Below are 24,934 nucleotides of genomic sequence, written 5' to 3'. Positions count from 1 at the left end.
ACCCTCCGAGGACGGACCACGACCGCCTGCTCGGCGCCGCGTCGGGTCAGATCCAGCTCGGCAGCCACATGTGCAGCTGCCAGAACCACTTGGGGATGTTCATGGCCGTCCAGATCGGGTAGAAGAAGATGCTCAGGGCCACGATCACCGTGACCAGCGCCGTGACCCCCCAGACGACCCAGCCGCGGGCCGTGATCCGGCGTTCCGTGCCCTCCAGCAGGACCGTCACGACGTAGACCAGCGCGAGGACCACCCACGGGGTGAAGACGATCGCGTAGAACGTGAAGATCGTGCGGTCGGGGTACAGGAACCAGGGGAGCCAGCCCGCGACGAGCCCGCTGAGCACGGCCGTGGCACGCCAGTCCTTGCGCCACACGAGGAGCACGACGGTCGCGACGACCGCGAGCGCCGCCGACCACCACAGGACCGGGTTGCCGAGCGACGTGATGGCACGGGCGCACTCGTCGTACCCGCAGCCCGTCACGCCGTCGGACCCGTCGCGGTAGTAGAAGGACGTCGGACGCCACTGGACGATCCACCCGATCGGCTTCGAGGCGTACGTGTGCTCGGCGCTGAGGCCCGTGTGGAAGTCCCACATCTTGAGGTGGTACTCCCACAGCGAACGCAGCGCCTCGGGGAGCCACCGGACGCCCTCGCCCGGGTTCTGCGCTGCCCAGTCCCGCATGTAGGAGCTCGGCGAGCGGAACCAGGAGAACCAGGTGGCGAGGTAGGTGAGCGCCGCGGTGGGCAGCATGACGAGCGCGGCGGGGATCGCGTCGAGCAGGAGGGCGTCCTCCCACCACCGCTTGATCCCGACGGCGCGACGCGCGCTCGCGTCCCACAGCACCGACAGCAGGGCGAAGACCGCGAGGAAGTAGAGCCCGGACCACTTGACGCCGCACGCGAGGCCGAGCGAGACGGCCGCTGCGAAGCGCCACCACCGCCACCCCAGCCAGGGGCCGTAGCGACCGACCTCCCGCCCCGAGTCGAGGAGCGCCCCCACCCGGTCCGCGAGCCGGCGCCTCGCCTGCTCGCGGTCCAGCAGCAGGAAGCCGAACGCGAGCAGGACCCAGAACATGAGGAAGTTGTCGAGCAGTCCCGTGCGCGAGTGCACGATCGCCATGCCGTCGATCGCGAGCAGCCCGCCCGCCAGGACGCCCATCGCGGTCGACGCGAAGAGGCGTCGGGCGATCCGGGCCAGCAGGAAGACCGCGAGCACCCCGACCAGGGCGGTCGAGATGCGCCACGACCAGGGGTTCTCGGCGCCGCCGAAGAGCTGCATGCCGCCCGCGATCATCCACTTGCCCAGGGGAGGGTGGACGACGTAGTCGGCGGTGCTCAGGAACGTGTCGACGTTCCCGGCCTCGAACGCAGGGTTGGGTTCGTCGGGCCACTTGGCCTCGAAGCCGACGCGCAGCAGGGTGTACGCCTGCTTGACGTAGTACGTCTCGTCGAAGACGAGCGAGCCCGGTCGTCCCAGGTCCCACAGGCGCAGACCGCCGGCGAGCAGCGCGACGAGCGCGGGTCCCAGCCAGCCCCACAGCCTGTCCTTGGGCGTCGATCCCAGCGCGAGGCGGCGGGCGCCCAGCAGCGTGCGGAGCAGGTGGTCGCGTGCGGGCTCCGTCGGGAGGTGGCCGTCGTGCCCCGGGGTCGGCGGCGCGTCGTCGGGCACGGTGGCGGGGACGGCCGGCGTCGGGTCCGAGGAAGGCTGGGGCACGTCGGCCATCGTAGGACGTGGAACGCTAGGGGGTATGAGCAACGCCCGCACCACGCCCTCACCCGCCCCCGTGCCCGACGGCGCCGCACCGGTCCCCGTCGCGTCGCACCCCGACGAGGTGGGCGAGCCGGGCGGGGGCCGCTCGCCCGGGGTGAGCGGCGCCGTCGGGCAGGACGGGGCGGGCGAGGCTCTCGCGGACGCCGAGCCCGAGGCGCCGGGCCGCGGGGCCAAGGACGACGGGCACCTGGTCCTGGCCGCGACGCCCATCGGGAACGTCGAGGACGCGAGCCCGCGCCTGCGACGCCTCCTGGCGGAGTCCGCGGTCGTCGCGGCCGAGGACACGCGCCGCCTGCACGCCCTCGCCGCGCGCATGGGCGTGCACATCGGCGGCCGCGTCGTGAGCTACCACGAGCACAACGAGGTCGAGCGTGCCGACGAGCTGCTCGACGTCGTCGAGGGGGGTGGGACGGTCGTGATCGTGACGGACGCGGGGATGCCGTCGGTGTCCGACCCCGGCTACCGCGTCGTGACGCGGGCCGTCGAGCGCGACCTGCCCATCACGTCGGCCCCCGGCCCCAGCGCGGTCCTCACGGCGCTCGCGCTGTCGGGCCTGCCGACCGACCGGTTCTGCTTCGAGGGCTTCCCGCCGCGCAAGCCCGGTGAGCGGGCGCGCGCGTTCGAGGCGCTCGCGCGCGAGCCCCGGACCCTGGTGTTCTTCGAGGCCCCGCACCGCATCGACGACACGCTCGCCGCGATGGCCGAGGGGTTCGGCGCCGACCGGCCGGCGGCCGTGTGCCGAGAGCTCACCAAGACGTACGAGGAGGTCCTGCGGGGGACGCTCGGCGAGCTCGCGAGGGAGGCCGCCGAGCGGCAGCTGCGCGGCGAGATCTGCATCGTCGTGGCCGGGGCTCCTGCGCGCGAGGCCGTGTCGGTCGAGGAGCTCGTGGCCGAGGTCCTCGCCCGGGTCGCGGCCGGGGAACGGCTCAAGGAGGCCGTCGCGGAGGTCGCGACGGCAGCCGGCGTGCCCAAGCGCGACCTGTACGCGGCGGCGCTCGCGGCCCGCAAGGGCTGACGTCCCGGGCGGGCGCGACCGTGCGGCCGCGCCCGCCCCGGCGGGCTGCTAGGCCTCGGTCGACCGCACCAGCGTGACGCCGGCCGCTGCGAGCTCGGCCCTGGCGGCCTGGCCGAGCTCCTCCGAGACGGGCACGGTCAGGTCGGTCAGGACGCGTGTCGCCAGCCCCAGCGCGTGCGCGTCGAGCGCGGTCGCCCGGACGCAGTGCGACTCGGCGATCCCGACGACGTCGGCCGACGAGACCCCGGCCTCCTGGAGGATCTGCGCGAGGGTGCGGCCCGCGTCGTCGACCCCCTCGAAGCCCGAGTACGCCGCCTGGTGCTCGCCCTTCTTGACGCTCGCGTCGGGGGCGAGGTCCGCGAGGGCCGGGTGCAGCTCGGCGTTCGGGGTGCCGGCCAGGCCGTGCGGCGGCCAGGTGTCGACGAAGTCGGGGACCTCGGGGGCCGTGGCGAAGTGGTGGCCGGGGTCGACGTGCCAGTCCTGGGTGGTCACGACGAGGTCGTACGCCGTACGGTGCTGGGCCGCGAAGCCCGCGATGGCGTGGGCGACGGCGTCGCCGCCCACGACCGCGAGCTCACCGCCCTCGCAGAACGTGGGCTGGACGTCGACGACGATCAGAGCGCGACCGGAGGCGGTCGTGTCGGTGCTGGTCATGGCCCCACTCTGCCACCGGACGACGGGCCCGGGACAGCCCCGCGGCGCGCACCGGCAGACCGCTCACGGGGCGGGGGCGCCAGGTCGTTCGTACGCTGGGTCCAGTCGGCGGGCCCGCCTGCCCGCCGGAGGCCGAGCGAAGGAGCCGACCATGAGCACGACCGGCGCGACCGGACGTCCGAGCGGGAGCACCGCCGAGCAGCAGACCGGGCGCGCCCCGGACGAGCGGCCCGTCGGCTACTGGCTCAAGCTCGTGGACCGGCTGATCGACCAGTCCTTCGACGACGTCTTCCACCGGACCGGCCTGACCCGCCGCCACTGGCAGGTCCTCAACATGATCCGCGACGGCGTCGGGGACGCCACGACGGTCGACAGCGTGCTGTCGCCGTTCACCGCGGTGGGTGGGTCCGGCCCCGCGGGCCAGGCGGCGGGGGTGAGCGCCGAGATCGCGGACCTGCAGGCGCGCGGGTGGGTGACCCAGGTGGGCGCCAGGTGGGAGGTGACGGTCGCCGGGCAGCACGCCTACCACGACCTCCTCGACGCCGTCTCGGTCTCCCGGGAGCAGCTCGCCGAGGGGATCAGCCGCGAGCAGTACGAGCAGACGATCGCCACGCTCGAGCAGATGGCCCGCAACCTCGGCTGGTCGCCCGGGAGGTGACCGGCCCACGTCGGGACGGCCCGTCCGCGGGCCAGGACGCGCACCACGTCACGCCCCGGCGGGCGTACCCTGCCGGGATGCCACGCGAGATGGAGTTCCGCCGGATCCCCGGCCTGCCCCCGTACGTCTTCACGATCATCGACTCGCTCAAGCTCGAGGCGCGCCGCGCAGGGCGCGACGTGATCGACCTGGGCTTCGGCAACCCGGACCTGCCGAGCCCGCAGGTCGCGGTCGACAAGCTCGCGGAGGCGGTCCACAACACGCGCAACCACCGGTACTCGGCGTCGCGCGGCATCCCCAAGCTGCGGCAGGCAGCCGCCGACATGTACCAGCGCCGGTTCGGCGTGACGCTCGACCCGGACACCGAGATCATCTCGACCATCGGCGCCAAGGAGGGGTTCAGCCACCTCATGTGGGTGCTGCTGCAGCCGGGCGACGCGGCGATCGTCCCCACGCCGAGCTACCCCATCCACATCTGGGGGCCCTACTTCGCGGGGGCCGACGCCCGGCAGGTCGCGATCGGGGACGGCACGGACGCGTCCGGGTACATCGACCGCGTCATGGAGTCGTGGGAGTACGGGTGGCCCAAGGCCCGGGTCGTCGTGCTGTCCTTCCCGCACAACCCGACCACGACCGTCGCGACCAAGGAGGACCTGCAGCGCCTGGTCGACTGGGCGCGCGAGCGCGACGTGGTCCTGGTCCACGACCTCGCGTACGCCGACATGACGTTCGACGGCTGGCGCCCGCCCTCGATCATGGAGTGCGACGGTGCCAAGGAGGTCGCGGTCGAGCTGTACTCGATGACCAAGTCCTACTCGATGGCCGGGTGGCGCGTGGCGTTCCTCGTGGGCCGCCCGGACGTGGTGGGCGCGCTCGCCAAGCTCAAGTCCTACCTGGACTACGGCACGTTCCAGCCCATCCAGATCGCGGCGACCGTGACGCTCAACGAGGCCCTCGACTTCCCCACGGAGGTCTCGGCGGTCTACGAGTCGCGGCGCAACACGCTGTGCGACGGGCTGGACCGCATCGGCTGGGACATCCACCGGCCGAAGGGCACCATGTTCGCGTGGGCGCGCATCCCGGAGCCGTACCGCGAGATGGGCTCGATCGAGTTCGCGACGCACGTGATCGAGGAGTGCGACGTCGCGGTCTCGCCCGGTGTCGGGTTCGGGCCGGGCGGCGACGGGTTCGTGCGGTTCGCGCTCATCGAGAACGAGCAGCGCACGGCGCAGGCGATCCGCAACCTCAAGAAGGGCCTGACACGCCTCCGGTAGCCGCAGGCCCGCCCGCGGGGCGCGCCCCGGTGCGCCCCCCCCTCGGGCGCGGCGGGCCCGCCCGTCGCGTGCCGCAGCGGACGATCGCTGCGACGATGAGCGGACCCGTCCCGGAGGGGAGGCGCCCGTGAGGCAGAAGGTGTCCGTCGTGCTGCTCGTGGCGGCGCTCGGCCTCGCGGCCGCGTGCTCGGGCGGCCCCGCCCCCGGGCCGACCGTGGTGACGCCGACCCCGCCGGCCCCGACGGCCACCTCGCCGGGAACTCCGGGAGCGGCGCTGATCACGGTGGTCCCGTCGGTCCGCGCGACCGCGGCCGCGGTCGTCGACGAGCTGGCGTCTCCCTGGGGCCTCACGGCGCTCCCCGACGGGCGGCTGCTGGTGACCTCGCGCGACGAGGGGACCGTGACCCTGCTCGACCTGGCCGGGGGCACGACCGCCACGGTCACGGGCCCGGGCGCCGAGGCGCTCGCGGACGGGACCGACCACGGCGGCGAGGGGGGCCTGTTGGGCATCGCGGTCGCGCCGACGTTCTCCGAGGACGGGACCGTCGTGGTCTACCGGACCGGCGAGGACGGCAACGAGGTGCTGCGCGGGGCCCTCGACCCCGCCACGGCCGAGCTGGGTGGGCTGACGACGGTCGTGGGCGGTATCCCGAAGGCGGGCAACCACAACGGTGGCCAGGTCGCGTTCGGCCCCGACGGGTTCCTGTACGTCGCGACCGGTGACGCGGGCGAGCCGGACGCCGCGCAGGATCCGGACTCCCTCGCGGGCAAGGTCCTGCGGGTCACGCTCGACGGCGAGGCGGCGCCGGGGAACCCGGACGGCTCGCGCGTGTGGAGCCTGGGCCACCGCAACGTGCAGGGCCTGGGGTGGGACGCGATGGGGCGGATGTTCGCGAGCGAGTTCGGGCAGAACACTCTCGACGAGGTCAACGTGATCGTGCCGGGCGGCAACTACGGCTGGCCCGAGCGCGAGGGCACGGCCGGTGCCGCGACCGCGCCGGACGGCACGGCGTTCGTCGACCCGATCGCGACCTGGCCCACGTCGGAGGCGAGCCCGAGCGGCCTCGCGGTCCTGGGTGACGGGGTCTACGTCGCGGGGCTGCGCGGGGAGCGCCTGTGGCGCGTCCCCTTCGCGTGGGGCGAGGACCAGGGGCCCGACGACGGAGCCCGGCCCGCAGGCTTCGGCGAGCCGCAGGCGTTGCTCACGGGGGAGTGGGGGCGGCTGCGGGCCGTCGTCCCGGTCCCTGCCGGGGCCACGGACCCGGACGTGCCGTGGTCGTTGCTCGTCCTGACGAACGAGACGGACGGCCGCGGGAGCCCGTCCGCGGGCGACGACCACCTGCTGCGGGTCGACCTGGCGACGGGCTGAGGTGGTGGTCGCCCGCGGCGCGGTCCGCGGACAGCGGCGCGGCAGCGGGGCCGGGACAACTACGATGAGGACCATGCCTGACGCAGCCTCGGAGACCTTCTATCTCACGACCCCGATCTACTACGTGAACGACGCCCCGCACATCGGGCACGCGTACACGACGGTCGCGGCCGACGTCGTCACCCGCTGGCACCGCCAGCGCCAGGAGCCGGTGTGGTTCCTGACGGGGACGGACGAGCACGGGCAGAAGGTCATGCGCACCGCAGAGGCCAACGGCGTGAGCCCCCAGGAGTGGGCGGACCGCCTGGTGGAGAGCTCGTGGAAGCCCGTCCTGCACACGCTCGACGCGCTCAACGACGACTTCATCCGCACCACCCAGCCCCGCCACACCGAGCGCGTACAGGCCTTCATCCAGGACCTGTACAACAAGGGCGAGATCTACGCGGGCTCGTACGAGGGCCCGTACTGCGTGGGCTGCGAGGAGTACAAGCTCCCGGGCGACCTGATCGACGGCACGGGCGAGCACGAGGGCCAGAAGCTCTGCCCCATCCACGGCAAGCCCGTGGAGATGCTCTCCGAGCAGAACTACTTCTTCAAGATGAGCGCGTACCAGGACCGCCTGCTCGCGCTCTACGAGGCGCACCCCGAGTTCGTCCAGCCCGCCAGCGCACGCAACGAGGTGCTCGCGTTCGTCAAGGGTGGTCTGCAGGACCTGTCGATCTCGCGCAACACGTTCGACTGGGGCATCCCCATCCCGTGGGACACCACGCACGTGCTCTACGTGTGGTTCGACGCGCTGCTCAACTACGCGACCGCCGTCGGGCTGGACAGCGACGACCCCGAGCAGCAGGCCAAGTTCGCGGCCACGTGGCCCGCGAACGTGCACCTGGTCGGCAAGGACATCCTGCGCTTCCACGCGGTGATCTGGCCCGCGATGCTCATGGCGGCGGGTCTGCCCCTGCCCAAGACCGTGTTCGCGCACGGCTGGCTCCTGGTCGGCGGCGAGAAGATGAGCAAGTCGAAGCTCACGGGCATCGCGCCGAGCCAGATCATCGACCACTTCGGGTCCGACGCGTTCCGCTACTACTTCATGCGCGCCATCGCGTTCGGCCAGGACGGGTCGTTCTCGTGGGAGGACCTCTCGGCCCGCTACAACGCGGAGCTCGCGAACGGGTTCGGCAACCTGGCCTCGCGCGTCGCGGCCATGGTCGGCAAGTACTACGGCGGCGTGCTCCCGCAGGCGGGCCCCGCGGGCCCGGCCGAGCAGGCGCTCGAGCAGGTCGCCGCGCAGGCGGTCCAGGCAGCCGAGAAGGCGATCGACGCGCTCGCGATCCACGAGGCCATCAACGCGGTGTGGACGCTGGTCGACGCCACGAACCTGTACCTCACCGAGCAGGAGCCGTGGAAGGTCGCCAAGCTCGACGAGGAACGTGACGGCACGGCGCCCGATGCCACCTGGATCCAGGAGGGGCGCCTCGCCACGATCCTCGTCACGGCCGCCGAGGCACTGCGCTCGCTCGCGGTGCTGCTGCACCCGATCACCCCGAAGGCCGCCCAGGCGCTCTGGGTCTCGCTCGGCGCCGAGGCGCCGCTCGGTGCGCTCGCGGTCCAGCCGGTCGACGGCGCCGCGCGCTTCGGTGTGCTGCCCGCCGGTACCACGGTCACCAAGGGTGCGTCGCTGTTCCCGCGCCTCGAGGACCCGGTCACCGAGGCGTCCTGACCGTGGCACGCAAGCGTGAGCGCGGGTGGCCGCCCGCCCCCGAGCGGCTGCCCGTGCCCGTGGTCGACGACCACACGCACCTCGAGTCGATCGCGGACGTCCTGCCCGAGGTCGACGAGGAGGGGCGCCCCGTCGTCGTCCCGACGGTCGAGCAGCACGTCGAGGACGCGGCCCGGGTCGGGGTGGACCGCATGGTCCAGGTCGGCTGCGACCTGCCTGCGGCCCGCCGGACCGCCGCGCTGGTGCGTGAGCACCGGGCGCTGGTCGGGGCGATCGCGATCCACCCCAACGAGGCGACCCTGCACGCCGGCGTGACCGAGGTGGGCCCCGACGGGCTGACGCCGGACCCGCAGGCGCGCCACGCCGTCGGGCTCGACGACGCGATCGCGGAGATCGCCGCGCTCGCATTGGGCAACGACCGCATCCGTGCGATCGGCGAGACCGGCATGGACCTGTTCCGCACGGGTCCAGAGGGCGCGGCCGTCCAGCGGGAGGCGTTCCGCGCGCACGTCGCGCTCGCCAAGGAGCTCGGGCTCCCGCTCCAGATCCACGACCGCGACGCGCACGCCGAGGTCATCGAGGTCCTGCTCGCGGACGGCGCGCCCGAGCGGACGGTCTTCCACTGCTTCTCGGGGGACTCCGAGATGGCGCGGCTGTGCGCGGCGCAGGGCTGGTACCTGTCGTTCGCCGGGCCCCTGACGTTCGGCGCCAACGACGAGCTGCGTGCGGCCCTCGCCGCCGTGCCCCTGGGCCAGGTGCTCGTCGAGACGGACGCCCCGTACCTGACACCCCACCCGTACCGTGGACGGCCCAACGCGCCCTACCTCCTGCCGCACACCGTCCGGAAGGTCGCCGAGGTCACGGACGTGCCGCTCGTCGACGTGTGCACGCGACTCAGCGCGACCGCCGAGCAGGTCTACGGCCCCTGGTGACCCCGGCGGGCCCGGACCCGGCGTGCCCCTGCGGGGCCGACGCGCCGGACGGACTTCCCCCCGACGCGGCGTATCCATTACGGTCTGCATGTCCGTGATGCCCGGAAGCATCGACGGGCCGGGCAGAGAGCAGAACGGATGGTTCACGTGGTCGGTCGTGCGGGTGCCCCCAGGGACTCCCTGACGGGCAGGAAGCGTCTCGTCGCGCAGGCCGCGATCCTCGCGACCGTGGTCGGCGCGACCGGTGTGTTCGCGCTGTCCCACAAGTCCGTGACGATCGACCTCGACGGCGAGGTGCGCACCGTGAGCGCCTACGGTTCCACGGTCGGTGACCTGCTGGCGTTCCAGAAGATCGACGTGAAGGACGGCGACCTCGTCGAGCCCTCGGCCTCCTCCTCGGCGAGCGACGGCGGGACGATCGTCGTGCGCACGAGCAGGGAGGTCTCGCTCGAGCTGGACGGCGAGCCCCAGACCTTCGTCACGACCGCGAGCACCGTGGGCGAGCTCGTCAGCGCCCTCGGTCCGCGTGCGGAGGGGGCCAGGACCTCGGTGTCTCGCTCCCAGTCGCTCGGGCGCGAGCAGATCCGCGTGTCGACCCTCAAGACCGTCCACGTCGCGGTCGACGGCGGGATCGTCTCGGCCACGACCGCGGAGGCCTCCGTCCAGGCGGTCCTCGACCACGCGGGCATCGTCCTGTCGGAGGGGGACGCGGTGTCGGTGCCCCTCGGGGCGGCGGCGGTCGACGGGATGCTGGTCCTCGTGACTCGCGCCGCGCAGGGTGCGGCGACCGTCACGGAATCTCTGCCGTTCGCCACGGAGGAGGTCAAGGATCCCTACCTCCCGCAGGGGCAGCGGAACGTCCGGACGTCGGGCCGGGTCGGCGAGGCGATCACCACGTACGAGATCCAGACGGTCGGCGGCGCCGAGGTCTCGCGGACGGTGCTGGAGCGGACGGTCGTCCGCGAACCCCGGACCGAGGTCGTGGTCGTGGGCACCCTCGACCCCTCGACGATCAAGGTCGACCCGGGTTCCTCCAAAGCGATCGCCAAGTCCCTCGCCGCCCAGCGCGGGTGGGGTGACGACCAGTTCGCGTGCCTCGACCTGCTCTGGATGAAGGAGAGCCGGTGGAACGCGACCGCGGAGAACCGGTCGAGCGGTGCCTACGGGATCCCGCAGGCCCTCCCTGGGTCCAAGATGGCGAGCGCGGGGGCCGACTGGCGGACCAACCCGGCGACGCAGATCACCTGGGGGCTGGGCTACATCGAGAACCGCTACGGCACGCCGTGCGGCGCCTGGGGCCACTCGCAGTCCAAGGGCTGGTACTAGGTCGCAGGCCCCGGGACATGTGAAGGTTTCACCCTCCGAGAGCCCTCGTCGCCTATGACATAGGAGGTGAAACCCGGACAGAGGGGCGCCGTCACGCGTGTCGCAGGGTTGGCACCCGATAACGGATCGGTTACGGTCAACTGTCGCGCGCTGCTGCCCGTCCTGTCGCCACCCGCTGATCTGCGGGTGCCGCACCCGCTCATCGCCGGGTGCTCCAGGACCGGAGGGTGCGCGTCCTGCTGTGGCCCCGACCATCGGGCCGTCGGCAGACAACGACAGCCGGATCGGTCGTTTCGGAACCAGCGGTGGGACGCCCTCGGGCGCCCCGCCCCGACGCTCCTCGGAGCAGCGGGACCGCTGGTGGCGCCCCGCGTCGCCCGAACTCCGTGCCCGGGAGGCTCGACGACTGGACTCGAGTGAAGAACCCCCTGAACCGGACCGCTCACGCGGCCAGCGCCACTGCCCCCAATCCTTCGACGGGCGTCGAGGCTGATGCTTCCGCCCCTTCCTCTTCCACTGCCACTGCTGCGCGGCGTCGCCGGTGGCCGTTGGTCGCCGGTGCGACGGCGGTCGCGCTGGTCGCGACCGGTGCGGTCGCCTATGGCTCTGCCAAGAAGACCGTCGAGCTGGACGTCGACGGTGAGATCACCACGGTCAGCACGTTCGCCGGTTCCGTCGAGGGTCTTCTGGCGGAGGAGGGTGTGCGGGTCACGGACAAGGACCTGGTCGCTCCTGCGGTGGACGCGGCTCTGTCGAACGGGGCTGACGTGGTGGTGCGGTACGGGCGTGAGGTGACCGTGCAGACGGACGGTCAGCAGAGCGACGTGTGGCTCACGGCTCTGGACGCGGACGAGGCGCTCGACACGCTCGCGGACCGTGGGACGGACGTGCGTCTGGTCGCCTCGCGCTCGGGCGCCGACGGGCGTGCGGCCCTGCCGCTGCGCCTCGACGCCGACGGCCCCGTCAACGTCGTGGTCGACGGCCAGGTCCTGACGGCTCCTGACGGCAGCATCGGCGTGAACGCGATCCTCGACCAGCAGGGCATCGTCCTGGGCGAGCACGACCGCGTCTCGGTCGCCCGCGACGAGGCCGCCGACCCCGCGGTCTCGCTCGTCGTCCAGCGCGTCGCCGTGGCAGAGGTCCCGACCGTGACCCCGATCCCGTTCGAGACGGTCACGGAGCAGGACGCGAACCGTTACGCGGACCTCGCTCCCGTCGTCAAGCAGGAGGGCGTCGAGGGCGCGTCGACCAAGGTCGAGCGCGTCACGACGGTCGACGGCGTCGAGGAGTCCCGCGAGCTCGTCTCGGACGCCGTGACCGCCGAGCCGGTCACCAAGATCCTCGTGCAGGGCACCAAGGAGCGCCCGGCACCGACCCCCGCGCCGAAGGCCACGACTGCGGCGCCCCAGGCGAGCAGCAGCTCCTCGTCCTCTTCCGCGGCGGCTGCGCCGGCGGCGCCGAGCACCGTCGGCGGGGACGTCTGGGCGGCCCTGGCGAAGTGCGAGTCGGGGGGCAACCCCGCGACGAACACCGGGAACGGCTACTACGGCCTCTACCAGTTCTCGGCCAGCACCTGGCGCGCCATGGGCGGTTCGGGTCTCCCCTCGGAGGCCTCGGCCGCCGAGCAGACCCAGCGCGCCCAGGCCCTCCAGGCCCGGTCGGGCTGGGGCCAGTGGCCCGCCTGCTCCAAGAAGCTCGGCCTGCGCTGAGCGTCTGGACGCCCTGACGGGCTCGTCCTGAGCGCGTCGTCGGAAGGGTGCGGGGTCCGCAGCGAGAGCTGTGGACCCCGCACCCTTCGTGCGTCCCCGTCCGGCCGCCGGTGACCGTGGAGGCCGCGCACCCGGGTGTGTCGCACGACACCGTCACGCGCAGGCCGGGCTCGCCCGACCTGCGAGGTGGCACCCGGTTCGTCCACCCGGGCAGTGCGTGGACGGCAGCGCGTCGGCTTGGCGATCCATAACGAGTCGGTTACGGTCGAGTGTCCCGCGTGCAGAAGTCGCCACGATGTGATCTCGCAGCGGGTGGTGCCGACCGGGCCGTGAGCCCGGTGCCCAGGCGCCCGGACCGCCGGATCGGCTGGTCGAGACCCCGGAGCGACCTCGTCGCACCGTGCCCTGCACGGACCGGGCTGTGCCTCGTCGCGAGCCTCGACCTCCCGTGCCCGGACAGCACGACGACTGGACACGAGTGAAGAACCCCTTCCGCAGCACCAAGCACGAGGCGCTCGAGCGCACCGCGCCGACTCCCTCCGCCCCCGACCCTTCGACGGGCGTCGAGGCTGATGCTTCCGCCCCTTCCTCTTCCACTGCCACTGCTGCGCGGCGTCGCCGGTGGCCGTTGGTCGCCGGTGCGACGGCGGTCGCGCTGGTCGCGACCGGTGCGGTCGCCTATGGCTCTGCCAAGAAGACCGTCGAGCTGGACGTCGACGGTGAGATCACCACGGTCAGCACGTTCGCCGGTTCCGTCGAGGGTCTTCTGGCGGAGGAGGGTGTGCGGGTCACGGACAAGGACCTGGTCGCTCCTGCGGTGGACGCGGCTCTGTCGAACGGGGCTGACGTGGTGGTGCGGTACGGGCGTGAGGTGACCGTGCAGACGGACGGTCAGCAGAGCGACGTGTGGCTCACGGCTCTGGACGCGGACGAGGCGCTCGACACGCTCGCGGACCGTGGGACGGACGTGCGTCTGGTCGCCTCGCGCTCGGGCGCCGACGGGCGCCCCGAGCTCGGCGTCACGCTCGACGCGGACGGCCCCGTGAACGTGGTCGTCGACGGGCAGACGGTCGTCGCGCCCGACGGCTCGATCGGCATCGACGCGCTGCTCGACCAGCAGGGCATCGTCCTGGGCGAGCACGACCGCGTCTCGGTCGCCCGCGACGAGACCGCCGACCCCGCGGTCTCGGTCGTGGTCCACCGCGTCGTGGTGACCGACGTCCCGACCGTGACCCCGATCCCGTTCGAGACGACCGTCCAGGAGGACCCGAACGTCTACGCCGACGAGGCGCCCACGGTCGCCCAGGAGGGCGTCGAGGGCACCCGCACCACGGTCGAGCGCGTCACGACGGTCGACGGCGTCGAGGAGTCCCGCGAGCTCGTCTCGGACGCCGTGACGGCCGAGCCGGTCGCGCGCGTCGTGGTGCAGGGCACCAAGGCGCGCCCCAGCGGGCCGGAAGCCGCCGGTTCCGCGAAGGAGACGGCGCGCCAGCTGGTCGCGGCCCGGGGCTGGGGCAGCGAGCAGTTCCAGTGCCTCGACCGTCTCTGGACCAAGGAGAGCAACTGGAACTACCAGGCGACCAACTCCTCGTCCGGCGCGTACGGGATCCCGCAGTCCCTGCCCGGGTCCAAGATGGCGAGCGCGGGCGCCGACTGGCGGACCAACCCGGCGACCCAGATCACCTGGGGCCTCGACTACATCGCGGCCAGCTACGGCACCCCGTGCGCCGCGTGGGGTCACTCCCAGGCGAGGAACTGGTACTGACCGGCACCAGGCCGTTCCCGGTCGTCGGCGGGCTCCCGCCGCAGGGGACGCGCCGGTCCCGGTAGGCTTCCCTGCATGAACGACACCCCCAGCGCCCTGCTCGGTCCGGCACAGATCCGCGACCTGGCAGGGCGTCTGGGTGTCCGGCCCACCAAGACGCTCGGTCAGAACTTCGTGCACGACGGCGGCACGGTCCGCAAGATCGTCCGGACGGCCGGGATCGGTGCGGGGGACCGTGTCGTCGAGGTCGGTCCGGGGCTCGGGTCGCTCACCCTGGGACTGCTCGAGGTGGGGGCGAGCGTGGTCGCGGTCGAGATCGACCCGCCGCTCGCCCAGCAGCTCGCAGCGACGGTCGCCGTGCACCAGCCGGACGCGGTCGACCGTCTCACGGTCGTGGCCGCCGACGCGCTCGACGTGACCGAGCTCCCCGGTGAGGCGCCCACCGCGCTCGTCGCCAACCTCCCGTACAACGTCGCGGTGCCGGTCCTGCTGACGTTCCTCGAGCGCTTCGACTCGTTGCAGCGTGTCCTGGTGATGGTCCAGGCGGAGGTCGCGGACAGGCTCGCGGCACCGCCCGGCAGCCGGACCTACGGCGTGCCGTCGGTCAAGGCCGCCTGGTACGCGTCGGCCTCGCGGGCCGGCACGGTGGGGCGCAGCGTGTTCTGGCCCGTGCCGAACGTCGACTCCGCGCTCGTCGCGCTCGACCGCCGGGAGCCGCCGACCACGACGGCCACGCGCGAGGAGGTCTTCGCGGTCGTCGACGCGGCGTTCGCCCAGCGCCGCAAGATGCTCCGGTCGGCTCTCGCCGGGATCGCGGGCTCGTCGTCGGCCGCGGTCGAGGCGCTCGAGCGCGCGGGGGTCGACCCGACGGCCCGTGGCGAGCGGTTGACGGTCGAGGAGTTCGCGCGCATCGCCGAGCAGCTCCCCGTCGTGCGGGGCGAGGGCGGCGCGGTCCCTCCGTCGGAGGCGGGCGAGGCCACGGACGACGGCGCGGTGCGTTCCGCAGGCGGGCACCCGGAACGACCTGGCACAGTGGACGCGTGAGCCACCACCTGTCTGCCGCTCCTCCCGTCGCGGTGCGGGTGCGGGCGCCGGGAAAGGTCAACCTGTCGCTTCGGGTCGGTGCACGTCAGGACGACGGGTACCACCCGCTCGTCACGATCTTCCAGGCGGTCTCGCTCGTCGAGGAGGTCGAGGCGGTCCTGGAGGCTCCCGGGGCGGGGATCTCGTTGACGGTCTCGGGGGCCCAGGCCGACCGCGTCCCGGTGGACGACACCAACCTGGCGTGGCGTGCCGCGGAGTCGCTGGCCCGCTACACGGGCGTGGGCCCGGACGTGCGGCTCCACATCCACAAGGGGGTGCCCGTCGCCGGCGGGATGGCCGGTGGGAGCGCCGACGCGGCAGCTGCGCTGGTGGCGTGCGACCTGCTCTGGGAGACGGGGCTCTCGCGTGCGGAGCTGTCGGACCTCGCGGCGGGGCTGGGGTCCGACGTCCCGTTCGGGCTCGTCGGGCACACTGCCGTGGGCACGGGGAGGGGGCATCTCCTGACCCCGGCGATGTCGCGGGGAGAGTTCCACTGGGCCTTCGCGGTGAGGGACGAAGGGCTGTCGACCGCGAAGGTGTTCCAGACGTTCGACGAGGTCGTGGGCGGGAGCCCTGACGTCGAGCTGTCCGACGACACCGAGCTCATGCAGGCGTTGCGCGCCGGGGACCCGGTGGGCCTGGGGCGCGCGCTGCACAACGACCTGGAGCCGGCCGCGCTGGCCATGGCGCCCGAGCTGGGCCGGACCCTGGAGGTCGCGCGCGAGGTCGGTGCGCTCGGGGCGATCGTCTCGGGTTCCGGTCCGACGGTCGCCGCCCTGGCGCGCAGCAGGCAGCACGCGCTCGCGATCGCGGCGTCCTGGACCGCGGCGGGGGTCGCGGACTCCGTGCACTGCGCCACGGGTCCGGCGTCGGGTGCGCGCGTCCTGTCGTCCTGAGGCTCGCGACGACGACTGGCCGGTCCTGGTGCTCGTTCGTCGGCGCGTATCCTCGCTAGGGCACCCGACCCCCTCGCGAAGGAACTCATGGCACACCTCCTCGGCGCCGACGACATCCGCCTCGTCGTCGGCACCCGCACCCTGCTCGACGGCGTGAGCCTGGGCCTCGACGACGGCGACCGTGTGGGCGTCGTCGGCCCCAACGGCGCCGGCAAGTCGACGCTGCTGCGTCTCCTCGCGGGGACGGCCGTGCCCGACGCCGGTCGCGTCACCCGGGTGGGCGGGCTGCGGATCGGCATGCTCGACCAGCGCGACGAGTCCCCTGCGGGGACGAGCATCCGCGACCTGGTCCACGGGGAGTCCGCCGAGCACACGTGGGCGGGCGACGCGGGCATCCGCGCGGTCCACGCGGGGCTGCTGGGCGACCTCGACCTGGACGCCCCGGCGAACACGCTCTCGGGCGGGCAGCGTCGACGCGTGGCCCTCGCGGCCCTGCTCGTCGCGGACCACGACGTGCTGTTCCTCGACGAGCCCACGAACCACCTCGACGTCGAGGGGGTCGCGTGGCTCGCCGAGCACCTGCAGGCGCGCTACGCCCGCCCGGGGGCCCGGGGCGCCCTCGTGGTCGTGACGCACGACCGCTGGTTCCTCGACGCGGTGTGCACGCGGATGTGGGAGGTCACGGGCGACGGGACGGGAGCGGTCGAGGGGTACGAGGGTGGGTACGCGGCCTACGTCCTGGCCCGCGCCGAGCGCGCCCGCACGGCTGCCGTCACCGCCGAGAAGCGCAACAACCTGCTGCGCAAGGAGCTGGCCTGGTTGCGTCGCGGCGCACCGGCCCGGACCTCCAAGCCCAAGTTCCGGCTCGATGCCGCGGCCGCGCTGATCGCCGACGAGCCGAACCCGCGCGACACGCTCGAGCTCACGCGCATGGCCACGCGTCGCCTCGGCAAGGACGTGCTGGACCTCGAGGGCGTCACGGTCCGCATGCCGGCTCGCGACGGGGACCCGGACGCCGCGGAGAAGGTCCTGTTCGACGACGTCACCTGGCGCCTCGGCCCGGGCGACCGCTACGGCGTGGTCGGGGTCAACGGTGCGGGCAAGACGACGCTCCTGCGCCTGCTGGCCGGGCGGCTCGCGCCGACCGAGGGCACGGTCAAGCGCGGCAAGACGATCCACGTCGCCGAGCTGACCCAGGACGTCGACGAGCTCGACGAGATCGGCGGCCTGCGGGTCGTGGAGGTCATCGAGCAGGAGAAGCGCACGGTCGCGGTCGACGGCAAGGAGCTCACGGCGGCACAGCTCGTCGAGCGCCTCGGGTTCACGCGCGAGCGTTCGCAGACCCTGGTCCGCGACCTGTCGGGCGGCGAGCGCCGCCGCCTGCAGCTCCTGCGCCTGCTCGTCGGCGAGCCCAACGTCCTGCTGCTCGACGAGCCCACCAACGACCTCGACACCGACACCCTGGCGGCCATCGAGGACCTGCTCGACGGCTGGCCCGGGACGCTGATCGTGGTCTCGCACGACCGTTACCTGCTCGAGCGGGTCTGTGACCGCGAGGTCGCGCTGCTGGGCGACGGGACCATCCGTGACCTGCCGGGCGGCGTCGAGGAGTACCTCGCGCTGCGCAAGGCCGCGATGGCGGCGGCCGCGTCGGGCGGGACGAGGGCCGCGGGCGCGACGGGCGCCGGGGCCGGTGCGACGTCGTCGGGCACGGGGGACGCAGGCGGTGCCGACGGCGCCCAGCCCGCCCCCTCGGGTGCGGACGTGCGGGCCGCGAAGAAGGAGATCGGGCGCATCGAGCGGCGGCTGTCCAAGATCGCCGAGCTCGAGGCGCGACTGCACGACAAGATGGCGGCCCAGGCGACCGACCATGCGGCGGTCCTCGACCTCGACAAGCAGCTCCGGGAGCTCGCGGACGAGAAGGACACGCTCGAGGCCGAGTGGATGGAAGCGGCCGAGCTGCTCGACTGACGGTTCGCCCGGACTCAGCGCACGGTCGTCAGGCCTCGAACTGCCCGACGACCGTGCGCAGCAGGTTCGCGAGCTGCAGGCGCTCCGCGGGGTCGAGAGCCGCGAGGACGTCGCGCTCGACGCGCAGCAGGTCCGTCATCGCGGCGTCGACCCGCTCGAGGCCCTCGGGCGTGAGCTCGACGAGCACGCCGCGGCGGTCGTCGGGGGAGCGGTGGCGCTGCACCAGGCCGCGGGCCTCGAGGCGGTCGATCCGGTTGGTCATGGTGCCGCTCGTGACGAGCGTCTGCGTGATGAGCGCCCCGGGGGACATGCGGTACGGCTCGCCCGCGCGACGCAGCGCGGACAGCACGTCGAACTCCCAGGTCTCCAGGTGGCCGCGCGCGAACGCGCTGCGGCGCGCGAGGTCCAGGTGCCGGGCGAGCCGGCTGACGCGCGAGAACACGGTGAGCGGCTCGACGTCCAGGTCCGGACGCTCGCGCTGCCAGGCGTCGACGATGCGGTCGACCTCGTCCGGGTGCGGGTGCTGCATGAACGCGAGATTACTCGACATTCCTTGACATCAAGAGTCTTGACGGGTCGGACCCGTCCCGGCGAGTCCGGTCAGCTCGCGCGCAGGGCGTCCTTGAGCCTGATCCGGCCGCCCGTGCGCAGCACCGCGTTCGAGTAGATCTTGCCCGCGAGCCACACCAGGACCGGCACGAGCGCGAGCGAGAGACCGACCGCGAGAAGGATCTCCCACGTCTCGACCGTGCCCAGCGCGATGCGGATGGGCATGAGCAGCGGCGAGCAGAACGGGACGTAGGACAACCACACGACCAGCGGGTTCTCGGGGTCCCACGGCCCGATCGAGATGCCGATGATGTACGGGATCATCATGAGCGTCAGGACCGGCGTGATGACCGACCCCACGTCCTCCTGCCGCGAGACCAGCGCGGCGAGCGCGGCCAGCGCGAGCGAGTACATGACGAAGCCGATCACGAACCACACGAGGACCCACGCCGCGGTCGCGCCCAGGTCGACGCTGCTCGCGTCGACCAGCCCCAGCGCGAGCGCCGTCCCGACACCGCCCCCGACGACCACGACGAGCTGGATCAGCCCGATCGCGCCGATGCCCAGGACCTTGCCCGCCATGAGCTGCCACGGGCGGATCGTCGCGAGCAGGAGCTCGACCACGCGGCTCGTCTTCTCCTCCACGACACCCTGCGCCACGAGCTGGCCGCACGTCATGAGCGCGATGAAGATGAGGATGCCGCCGACCATGCCCGTCACGATCTGCGCCGGGTCGCGCTCCTCGGTGGGTTCGAGCGTCTCCACCCGCGGGGCTGCCGACGCGATCTCCTGCGCGACGGCCGAGGGGTCGCCTCCCAGGTCGGCGATGGCCCCGGACAGGGCGGCCTGCTGCGCCAGGCCCGTGAACACCGGCGTCAGGGTGGTGCCCAGCTCCTCCTCGACGACCACGGTGAACGAACCGGGCGTCCCGACGACCAGCGCGTCGAGGTCACCGTCGGCGAGCCGTTCGCGTCCCTCGGTCTCCGAGACCTCGCTGACCTGGATCTCGGTCCCGACCGCGCTGCCCGCGGCCTCGAGCTGCGGGCCCAGCGCCTGCGCGTCCGACGTCACGCCGACCTGCTGGGCCGCGGGGCCCTGGTTGCCGACGACGCTCAGCAGGAACCCGCCGAGCACCACGCCCGCGAGCAGTGCGACCGTGGTCCAGACGAACGCCTTGGACCGGATGCGCGTCGAGATCTCCCGCCCCGCCACGAGGGACACCGCACCCCACGTGCTCACGGGGGAGTGCGCGCTGGTCGACCGGGCGGGCCCGTGCTCGGCGCTCACGCGGAGACCTCCTGTCGGGTGGGGGGCGCCGTGGGGTCGTCGCCCGTCGAGCCCGCGCCGCCCGACGCCGCGTCGGCGGCCGCGTCGTCGCTGCTCACGACGTGGCGGAACAGCTCGGTCAGCGAGGGCCGCTGGGGTGTGAACTCCCGGACGGGACCGGTGGCCAGGGCCGCGCGCAGGACCGCTTGCTCAGCCCCCTCGTGGGCCGGGTCGACCTCGAGGAAGGTCCTGGCGCCGTCGTACCGGACGACGTGGACGCCCGGGACCTCGGCCGCCCAGCCGGGTGGCGCCTGCGGGGCGTCGACGACCCACTGGGGACGCTGCGTCGCACGCAGCTCCTCGATCCCGCCGACCTCGACCATCTCGCCCGCCTTGACGATCCCCACCCGGTCGCACAACCGCTCGACGAGGTCGAGCTGGTGCGACGAGAAGACGACGGGCACGCCCGCGGCCGCACGGTCACGCAGCACGCCGCTCATGACGTCGACCGCGACCGGGTCCAGCCCGGAGAAGGGCTCGTCGAGGACCAGGATGTCGGGGTCGTGCACCAGGGCCGCCGCGAGCTGCACGCGCTGCTGGTTGCCGAGCGAGAGCTTCAGGACGTCGTCGCCCCGGCGGGAGTCGATCCCGAGGACCTGCGTCCAGTGCTCCATCGCCGTCCGCGCCGCGGCCGGGCTCAGCCCGTGCAGCCGGGCCAGGTAGACGAGCTGGTCGCCGACCTTCATCCGGGGGTACAGCCCGCGTTCCTCGGGCATGTAGCCGATCCGACGACGCATGGCCAGGTCGAGCGGTCGCCCGTCCCACCGGACCTCGCCCGAGTCGGGCGCGAGCACGCCGAGCGCGATCCGCATGGTCGTCGTCTTGCCGGCGCCGTTCGAGCCGACGAAGCCGAAGATCTCGCCGGCACCGACCGTGAAGGACATGTCGCGCAGCGCGCGCACCGTCCCGTACGTCTTGTTCAGCCTGTCGATCTCGAGAGTCGCCATGAACCAACGAAACCACGCGCGAGGGTCGCCGTCCCGGGCGGAATGTCACGGGCCCGGCGCCGACGGCCGGTGACGGGGGCTTCGCCGGCCCTCCGCCGGTGGGCCCCGGACGGCGGACGGGCCGCCGCAGCGTCAGTCGTCCGCGCGGTCCTTGGTCGTGAGCGAGGGCTTCTTCTCCATGCCCGAGAGGCCGTTCCACGCGAGGTTGACCAGGTGCGCCGCGACGTCCGCCTTCTTGGGGCTGCGCACGTCGAGCCAGTACTGACCCGTGAGCGCGACCATGCCCACGAGCATCTGCGCGTAGATGGGGGAGACCCGGGGGTCCAGGCCACGCCGCTTGAACTGGTCCGCGAGCAGGTGCTCGACCTGCGTCGCGACGTCCCCGATGAGGCTCGAGAACGTCCCGGTCGCCTGGGCCACGGGGGAGTCGCGCACGAGGATCCGGAAACCGTCCTCGGACGTCTCGATGTACGTCAGCAGCGCGAGCGCCGTGCGCTCGAGCAGCACCTTGGGGTGGCCGCCCATCGACAGGGCGCCGGTCAGGGCCGAGGTCAGCCCCTGGATCTCGCGGTCGACGATGACCGCATAGATGCCCTCCTTGCCCCCGAAGTGCTCGTAGACCACGGGCTTGGACACCTCGGCGCGCGCCGCGATCTCCTCGACGCTCGTCCCCTCGAAGCCCTTCTCGGCGAAGAGGACACGGCTCACCGCGAGGAGCTGCTCACGGCGCTGGCTCGCGGTCATGCGGGATCTGGGAGGGCGTCTGGAGTCTGCGGGCACGGGACCATCATGCCGTGCCGGGTCGCCCCGGGGCCGAACCCGAGGCCTGGACGAGACGGGGAGGGGGCCGCAGGCACCCCCCGGTACCGGTCCGACGGCGCGAGGACGACCCCCGCCGGGGCGGGATGACTCTCTCCTCACACGTTCTCTCCACGTCCGGACCCCGTTCGGGCGCCGAGCACCGCGCGAGACCTGGCAGACTGTTCTCCGGACGAGTGATGGAGCGCGCGATCGAGGGGTTCGCCCCCGGCCCGTGCGTCGTGTCCAGTCCGTTCCGCCTTGGTGTAATCGGCAGCACAAGGGTTTTTGGTGCCTTTAGTCCAGGTTCGAGTCCTGGGGGCGGAGCACGTGCAACCAACCCGATGGGAGCCCCAGTGACCGACGCTGTGCCCGACGCATCACCAGTGCCCGCCGCAGTCATCGTCCTCGCCGCTGGCGCGGGGACCCGGATGAGGTCCGCGACGCCCAAGGTCCTCCACACGCTCGCCGGACGCAGCATGCTCGGCCACGCGATGGTCGCGGCCCGTGACCTCTCGCCCCAGCGGATCGCGGTCGTGGTCCGGCACGAGCGCGACCAGGTCGCTGCGGCCGCGCTCGAGGTCGTCCCGACCGCCCTCGTGGTCGACCAGGACGACGTGCCGGGGACCGGGCGTGCCGTGCAGTGCGCGGTCGAGGCGCTCGACGTCAGGGCGCAGGCCGAGGCGGCCGCCCACGGTGTCCCGATCGGGCACGAGGGGCGCGGTGCCGTCGAAGGTGTCGAGGGGTCGGTCGTGGTCCTCGCGGGCGACATCCCCCTCCTGGACGCCGCGACGCTCTCCGAGCTGCTGGCCGTGCACCACTCGGACGGGAACGCGGTCACGGTCCTGACGACCGAGGTCGAGGACGCCACGGGCTACGGCCGGATCGTGCGCGACGCGCAGGGCGGTGTGCTGAGCATCGTCGAGCACAAGGACGCCACTCCCGAGCAGCGCGCCATCCGCGAGATCAACTCGTCGGTCTACGTGTTCGACGCCGGGATCCTGCGCGGCGCGCTGCGCCAGGTCACGCAGGACAACTCGCAGGGCGAGGTCTACCTGACCGACGTCCTGCAGATCGCCCGCGAGGGCGGTGGACGCGTCGGCGCGCTGCGCGTGGCCGACCCGCTGCTCGTCGAGGGCGCCAACGACCGCGCCCAGCTCGCGACGCTGCGCGCCGAGCTCAACCGCCGCATCCTCACGCGCTGGATGCTCGAGGGCGTGACCGTGATCGACCCGGCCACGACCTGGGTCGACGTCGACGTGGACCTGGGCCACGACGTGACGCTGCTGCCGGGCACCCAGCTGCACGGCGCGACCAGCGTCGGAGCGGGCTCCACGATCGGTCCCGACACGACGCTCACGGACACGGAGATCGGCGCAGGGGCCACCGTGGTCCGGACGCACGGCAGCCTGTCGGTCATCGGTGACGGCGCGAGCGTGGGCCCCTTCGCCTACCTGCGCCCCGGTACGGTCCTGGGCGAGAAGGGCAAGATCGGCACGTTCGTCGAGACCAAGAACGCGACGATCGGGACGGGCTCCAAGGTTCCCCACCTGTCCTACGTGGGCGACGCGACGATCGGCGACCACACCAACATCGGTGCCGCGAGCATCACGGTCAACTACGACGGCGTCTCCAAGCACCGCACGGTCATCGGCTCGCACGCCCGGACCGGCGCGGACAACATGTTCGTCGCCCCGGTCACGGTGGGCGACGGTGCCTACACGGCCGCCGGCTCCGTGATCCGCCGCGACGTGCCGGCCGGCGCGCTCGGCGTGAGCGGCGCGCCGCAGCGCAACATCGACGGCTGGGTCGCCCGCCGTCGCCCCGGCACGGCAGCCGCCGAGGCCGCGGCGCGCGCGCACGAGAACGACGACGAGACGCCCCCTCCGCTGGGAGCCCAGGCCCAGGCGCAGCTCGCCGAGGCCTCCGCGGCGACCCCGGCCTCCCGACCGACCCCGGCGCCCACGAGCCCCGGCGTCCCCACGGTCCCCGACGGGACCGGTACCACCTCAAGCAGCACGAACGAAGGGTCTTCCCCACGATGAGCAGCACGATCGCCGGCAACGGGGACAAGTCCCTCGTCCTCGCGTCCGGCCGCGCGCACCCCCAGCTCGCCAAGGACGTCGCGCGGGAGCTGGGCATCGACCTGCTCCCGACGACCGCGTACGACTTCGCCAACGGCGAGATCTACGTGCGGTTCGGGGAGAGCGTCCGCGGTGCGGACATCTTCCTGCTCCAGAGCCACACGGCGCCGATCAACCAGTGGATCATGGAGCAGCTGCTCATGGTCGACGCGGCCAAGCGCGCCTCGGCCAAGACCATCACGGTCGTCCAGCCCTTCTACGGCTACGGCCGGCAGGACAAGAAGCACCGCGGTCGCGAGCCGATCTCCGCCCGTCTCATCGCGGACCTGTTCCGCACCGCCGGCGCCGACCGCCTCATGAGCGTCGACCTGCACGCCGCGCAGACCCAGGGCTTCTTCGACGGCCCCGTGGACCACCTGTGGGCCATGCCGATCCTCACGGACTACGTCCGTACGCGCGTCGACACGTCGAACGTCACGGTCGTCTCGCCCGACGCGGGCCGTATCCGGGTGGCCGAGCAGTGGGCCGCGAAGCTCGGTGGCGGACCGCTCGCGTTCGTCCACAAGACGCGCGACATCACGCGCCCCAACCAGTCGGTCGCGAACCGTGTCGTGGGTGACGTCGAGGGACGCGACTGCGTCCTGGTCGACGACCTGATCGACACCGGCGGCACGATCGCGGAGGCGGTCAAGGTCTGCCTCGCGGCGGGGGCCAAGTCGGTCATCGTCGCGGCGACGCACGGCGTGCTGTCCGACCCGGCGGCCCAGCGCCTGTCCGAGTGCGGGGCGAGCGAGGTCGTCGTCACGGACACCCTGCCGATCGCGGCGGACAAGCACTTCCCGCAGCTCACGGTCCTGTCGATCGCACCCCTCCTGGCGCGGGCGATCCGCGAGGTCTTCGACGACGGCTCGGTCACGTCGCTGTTCGACGGCAACAGCTGAGCCACTGGTCCCACGACGGCCCGTCCTCCCGCAGCACGCGGCAGGGCGGGCCGTCGTCGTCCCCGGGGTCGGCCGTCCTGCCGCCCTGCCGTCCTGCTGCCCTGCACCCTCCGGTGGTGCGGCGCGACCCTCCGGCGGTGCGG

20 protein-coding genes and 1 tRNA gene are annotated in these 24,934 nt (G+C 73.0%); 15 read left to right on the top strand and 6 right to left on the bottom strand.

The window, feature by feature from the left end; all coding sequences use genetic code 11:
* Positions 1 to 46: 46 nt before the first annotated feature.
* On the bottom strand, positions 47 to 1,726 hold the full coding sequence (locus H9623_RS05290; RefSeq protein ID WP_193719004.1) for a dolichyl-phosphate-mannose--protein mannosyltransferase: 1,680 nt from the start codon (positions 1,724 to 1,726) through the stop codon (positions 47 to 49).
* A gap of 25 nt (positions 1,727 to 1,751) precedes the next feature.
* Between H9623_RS05290 and rsmI the strand changes: the two genes are divergently transcribed.
* Positions 1,752 to 2,789, top strand: a complete 1,038-nt coding sequence (rsmI, locus tag H9623_RS05285) for a 16S rRNA (cytidine(1402)-2'-O)-methyltransferase (RefSeq protein WP_227748184.1) — start codon at positions 1,752 to 1,754, stop codon at positions 2,787 to 2,789.
* A gap of 48 nt (positions 2,790 to 2,837) precedes the next feature.
* Here rsmI and H9623_RS05280 read toward each other — a convergent pair whose 3' ends face one another.
* Positions 2,838 to 3,443: an isochorismatase family protein gene (locus H9623_RS05280; protein WP_193719003.1), complete on the bottom strand. Its 606-nt coding sequence runs from the start codon at positions 3,441 to 3,443 to the stop codon at positions 2,838 to 2,840.
* A 151-nt stretch (positions 3,444 to 3,594) separates the two neighbouring features.
* On the opposite strand from H9623_RS05280, the gene H9623_RS05275 reads away from it, so the two are divergent.
* The 11 genes from H9623_RS05275 to H9623_RS05225 all read left to right on the top strand — a co-directional run bounded on the left by H9623_RS05275 (position 3,595) and on the right by H9623_RS05225 (position 18,146).
* A complete protein-coding gene (locus tag H9623_RS05275; protein WP_193719002.1) occupies positions 3,595 to 4,101 on the top strand; it encodes a MarR family winged helix-turn-helix transcriptional regulator in 507 nt (168 codons plus the stop codon).
* 77 nt (positions 4,102 to 4,178) lie between these two features.
* Complete coding sequence (locus H9623_RS05270; RefSeq protein ID WP_227748183.1) at positions 4,179 to 5,375, top strand: aminotransferase class I/II-fold pyridoxal phosphate-dependent enzyme; 1,197 nt, start codon at positions 4,179 to 4,181, stop codon at positions 5,373 to 5,375.
* A 127-nt stretch (positions 5,376 to 5,502) separates the two neighbouring features.
* Positions 5,503 to 6,744: a PQQ-dependent sugar dehydrogenase gene (locus H9623_RS05265; protein WP_321575290.1), complete on the top strand. Its 1,242-nt coding sequence runs from the start codon at positions 5,503 to 5,505 to the stop codon at positions 6,742 to 6,744.
* Between the two features lie 73 nt (positions 6,745 to 6,817).
* Complete coding sequence (metG, locus tag H9623_RS05260) at positions 6,818 to 8,464, top strand: methionine--tRNA ligase (RefSeq protein ID WP_227748182.1); 1,647 nt, start codon at positions 6,818 to 6,820, stop codon at positions 8,462 to 8,464.
* 2 nt (positions 8,465 to 8,466) lie between these two features.
* Positions 8,467 to 9,396: a TatD family hydrolase gene (locus H9623_RS05255; protein WP_193719000.1), complete on the top strand. Its 930-nt coding sequence runs from the start codon at positions 8,467 to 8,469 to the stop codon at positions 9,394 to 9,396.
* A gap of 138 nt (positions 9,397 to 9,534) precedes the next feature.
* Positions 9,535 to 10,722: an aggregation-promoting factor C-terminal-like domain-containing protein gene (locus H9623_RS05250; protein ID WP_193718999.1), complete on the top strand. Its 1,188-nt coding sequence runs from the start codon at positions 9,535 to 9,537 to the stop codon at positions 10,720 to 10,722.
* Positions 10,723 to 11,270: 548 nt separating this feature from the next.
* Positions 11,271 to 12,431, top strand: coding sequence for a resuscitation-promoting factor (locus H9623_RS05245; RefSeq protein ID WP_227748181.1), 1,161 nt, complete (start codon positions 11,271 to 11,273; stop codon positions 12,429 to 12,431).
* A 448-nt stretch (positions 12,432 to 12,879) separates the two neighbouring features.
* Positions 12,880 to 14,196, top strand: a complete 1,317-nt coding sequence (locus tag H9623_RS05240; RefSeq protein ID WP_321575289.1) for an aggregation-promoting factor C-terminal-like domain-containing protein — start codon at positions 12,880 to 12,882, stop codon at positions 14,194 to 14,196.
* Positions 14,197 to 14,271: 75 nt separating this feature from the next.
* Positions 14,272 to 15,240: a 16S rRNA (adenine(1518)-N(6)/adenine(1519)-N(6))-dimethyltransferase RsmA gene (gene rsmA / locus H9623_RS05235; protein ID WP_193718998.1), complete on the top strand. Its 969-nt coding sequence runs from the start codon at positions 14,272 to 14,274 to the stop codon at positions 15,238 to 15,240.
* Positions 15,237 to 16,175, top strand: a complete 939-nt coding sequence (locus H9623_RS05230; protein ID WP_193718997.1) for a 4-(cytidine 5'-diphospho)-2-C-methyl-D-erythritol kinase — start codon at positions 15,237 to 15,239, stop codon at positions 16,173 to 16,175. Before rsmA ends, H9623_RS05230 begins: the two co-directional genes overlap by 4 nt.
* 87 nt (positions 16,176 to 16,262) lie before the next feature.
* On the top strand, positions 16,263 to 18,146 hold the full coding sequence (locus H9623_RS05225; RefSeq protein ID WP_193718996.1) for an ABC-F family ATP-binding cassette domain-containing protein: 1,884 nt from the start codon (positions 16,263 to 16,265) through the stop codon (positions 18,144 to 18,146).
* Between the two features lie 28 nt (positions 18,147 to 18,174).
* On the opposite strand, the gene H9623_RS05220 is transcribed toward H9623_RS05225, so the two are convergent.
* The 4 genes from H9623_RS05220 to H9623_RS05205 form a co-directional block, all read right to left on the bottom strand.
* A complete protein-coding gene (locus H9623_RS05220) occupies positions 18,175 to 18,675 on the bottom strand; it encodes a MarR family winged helix-turn-helix transcriptional regulator (RefSeq protein ID WP_193718995.1) in 501 nt (166 codons plus the stop codon).
* Positions 18,676 to 18,746: 71 nt separating this feature from the next.
* On the bottom strand, positions 18,747 to 19,982 hold the full coding sequence (locus tag H9623_RS05215) for an ABC transporter permease (protein ID WP_193718994.1): 1,236 nt from the start codon (positions 19,980 to 19,982) through the stop codon (positions 18,747 to 18,749).
* Positions 19,979 to 20,968 (bottom strand): ABC transporter ATP-binding protein, encoded by a 990-nt coding sequence (locus tag H9623_RS05210; RefSeq protein WP_193718993.1) that lies wholly within the window; start codon positions 20,966 to 20,968, stop codon positions 19,979 to 19,981. The genes H9623_RS05215 and H9623_RS05210 overlap by 4 nt, the downstream gene beginning before the upstream one ends.
* Positions 20,969 to 21,100: 132 nt before the next feature.
* Positions 21,101 to 21,712, bottom strand: coding sequence for a TetR/AcrR family transcriptional regulator (locus H9623_RS05205; protein WP_193718992.1), 612 nt, complete (start codon positions 21,710 to 21,712; stop codon positions 21,101 to 21,103).
* 309 nt (positions 21,713 to 22,021) lie between these two features.
* Between H9623_RS05205 and H9623_RS05200 the strand changes: the two genes are divergently transcribed.
* The 3 genes from H9623_RS05200 to H9623_RS05190 all read left to right on the top strand — a co-directional run bounded on the left by H9623_RS05200 (position 22,022) and on the right by H9623_RS05190 (position 24,791).
* Positions 22,022 to 22,093 (top strand) — tRNA-Gln (locus H9623_RS05200).
* 17 nt (positions 22,094 to 22,110) lie between these two features.
* Complete coding sequence (gene glmU, locus H9623_RS05195) at positions 22,111 to 23,811, top strand: bifunctional UDP-N-acetylglucosamine diphosphorylase/glucosamine-1-phosphate N-acetyltransferase GlmU (RefSeq protein WP_193718991.1); 1,701 nt, start codon at positions 22,111 to 22,113, stop codon at positions 23,809 to 23,811.
* Positions 23,808 to 24,791, top strand: a complete 984-nt coding sequence (locus H9623_RS05190; RefSeq protein WP_193718990.1) for a ribose-phosphate diphosphokinase — start codon at positions 23,808 to 23,810, stop codon at positions 24,789 to 24,791. The genes glmU and H9623_RS05190 overlap by 4 nt, the downstream gene beginning before the upstream one ends.
* Positions 24,792 to 24,934 lie beyond the last annotated feature (143 nt).

Origin of the sequence: Oerskovia douganii, assembly GCF_015142735.1 — a bacterium.
In the GTDB taxonomy this organism is placed as follows: Bacteria; Actinomycetota; Actinomycetes; order Actinomycetales; family Cellulomonadaceae; genus Oerskovia; species Oerskovia douganii.
Note: the sequence above shows the minus strand (reverse complement) of the source record. Positions and strands in the feature narration are given on the sequence as shown.

Bases quoted from the DNA above. Each gene is read 5' to 3' on its own strand.
- H9623_RS05250 (WP_193718999.1), top strand. From the start codon at position 9,535: ATGGTTCACGTGGTCGGTCGTGCGGGTGCCCCCAGGGACTCCCTGACG.
- H9623_RS05280 (WP_193719003.1), bottom strand. From the start codon at position 3,443: ATGACCAGCACCGACACGACCGCCTCCGGTCGCGCTCTGATCGTCGTC.
- H9623_RS05270 (WP_227748183.1), top strand. From the start codon at position 4,179: ATGCCACGCGAGATGGAGTTCCGCCGGATCCCCGGCCTGCCCCCGTAC.
- rsmI (WP_227748184.1), top strand. From the start codon at position 1,752: ATGAGCAACGCCCGCACCACGCCCTCACCCGCCCCCGTGCCCGACGGC.
- rsmA (WP_193718998.1), top strand. From the start codon at position 14,272: ATGAACGACACCCCCAGCGCCCTGCTCGGTCCGGCACAGATCCGCGAC.
- H9623_RS05225 (WP_193718996.1), top strand. From the start codon at position 16,263: ATGGCACACCTCCTCGGCGCCGACGACATCCGCCTCGTCGTCGGCACC.
- H9623_RS05210 (WP_193718993.1), bottom strand. From the start codon at position 20,968: ATGGCGACTCTCGAGATCGACAGGCTGAACAAGACGTACGGGACGGTG.
- H9623_RS05190 (WP_193718990.1), top strand. From the start codon at position 23,808: ATGAGCAGCACGATCGCCGGCAACGGGGACAAGTCCCTCGTCCTCGCG.
- metG (WP_227748182.1), top strand. From the start codon at position 6,818: ATGCCTGACGCAGCCTCGGAGACCTTCTATCTCACGACCCCGATCTAC.
- H9623_RS05205 (WP_193718992.1), bottom strand. From the start codon at position 21,712: ATGACCGCGAGCCAGCGCCGTGAGCAGCTCCTCGCGGTGAGCCGTGTC.
- glmU (WP_193718991.1), top strand. From the start codon at position 22,111: ATGGGAGCCCCAGTGACCGACGCTGTGCCCGACGCATCACCAGTGCCC.
- H9623_RS05290 (WP_193719004.1), bottom strand. From the start codon at position 1,726: ATGGCCGACGTGCCCCAGCCTTCCTCGGACCCGACGCCGGCCGTCCCC.
- H9623_RS05275 (WP_193719002.1), top strand. From the start codon at position 3,595: ATGAGCACGACCGGCGCGACCGGACGTCCGAGCGGGAGCACCGCCGAG.
- H9623_RS05220 (WP_193718995.1), bottom strand. From the start codon at position 18,675: ATGCAGCACCCGCACCCGGACGAGGTCGACCGCATCGTCGACGCCTGG.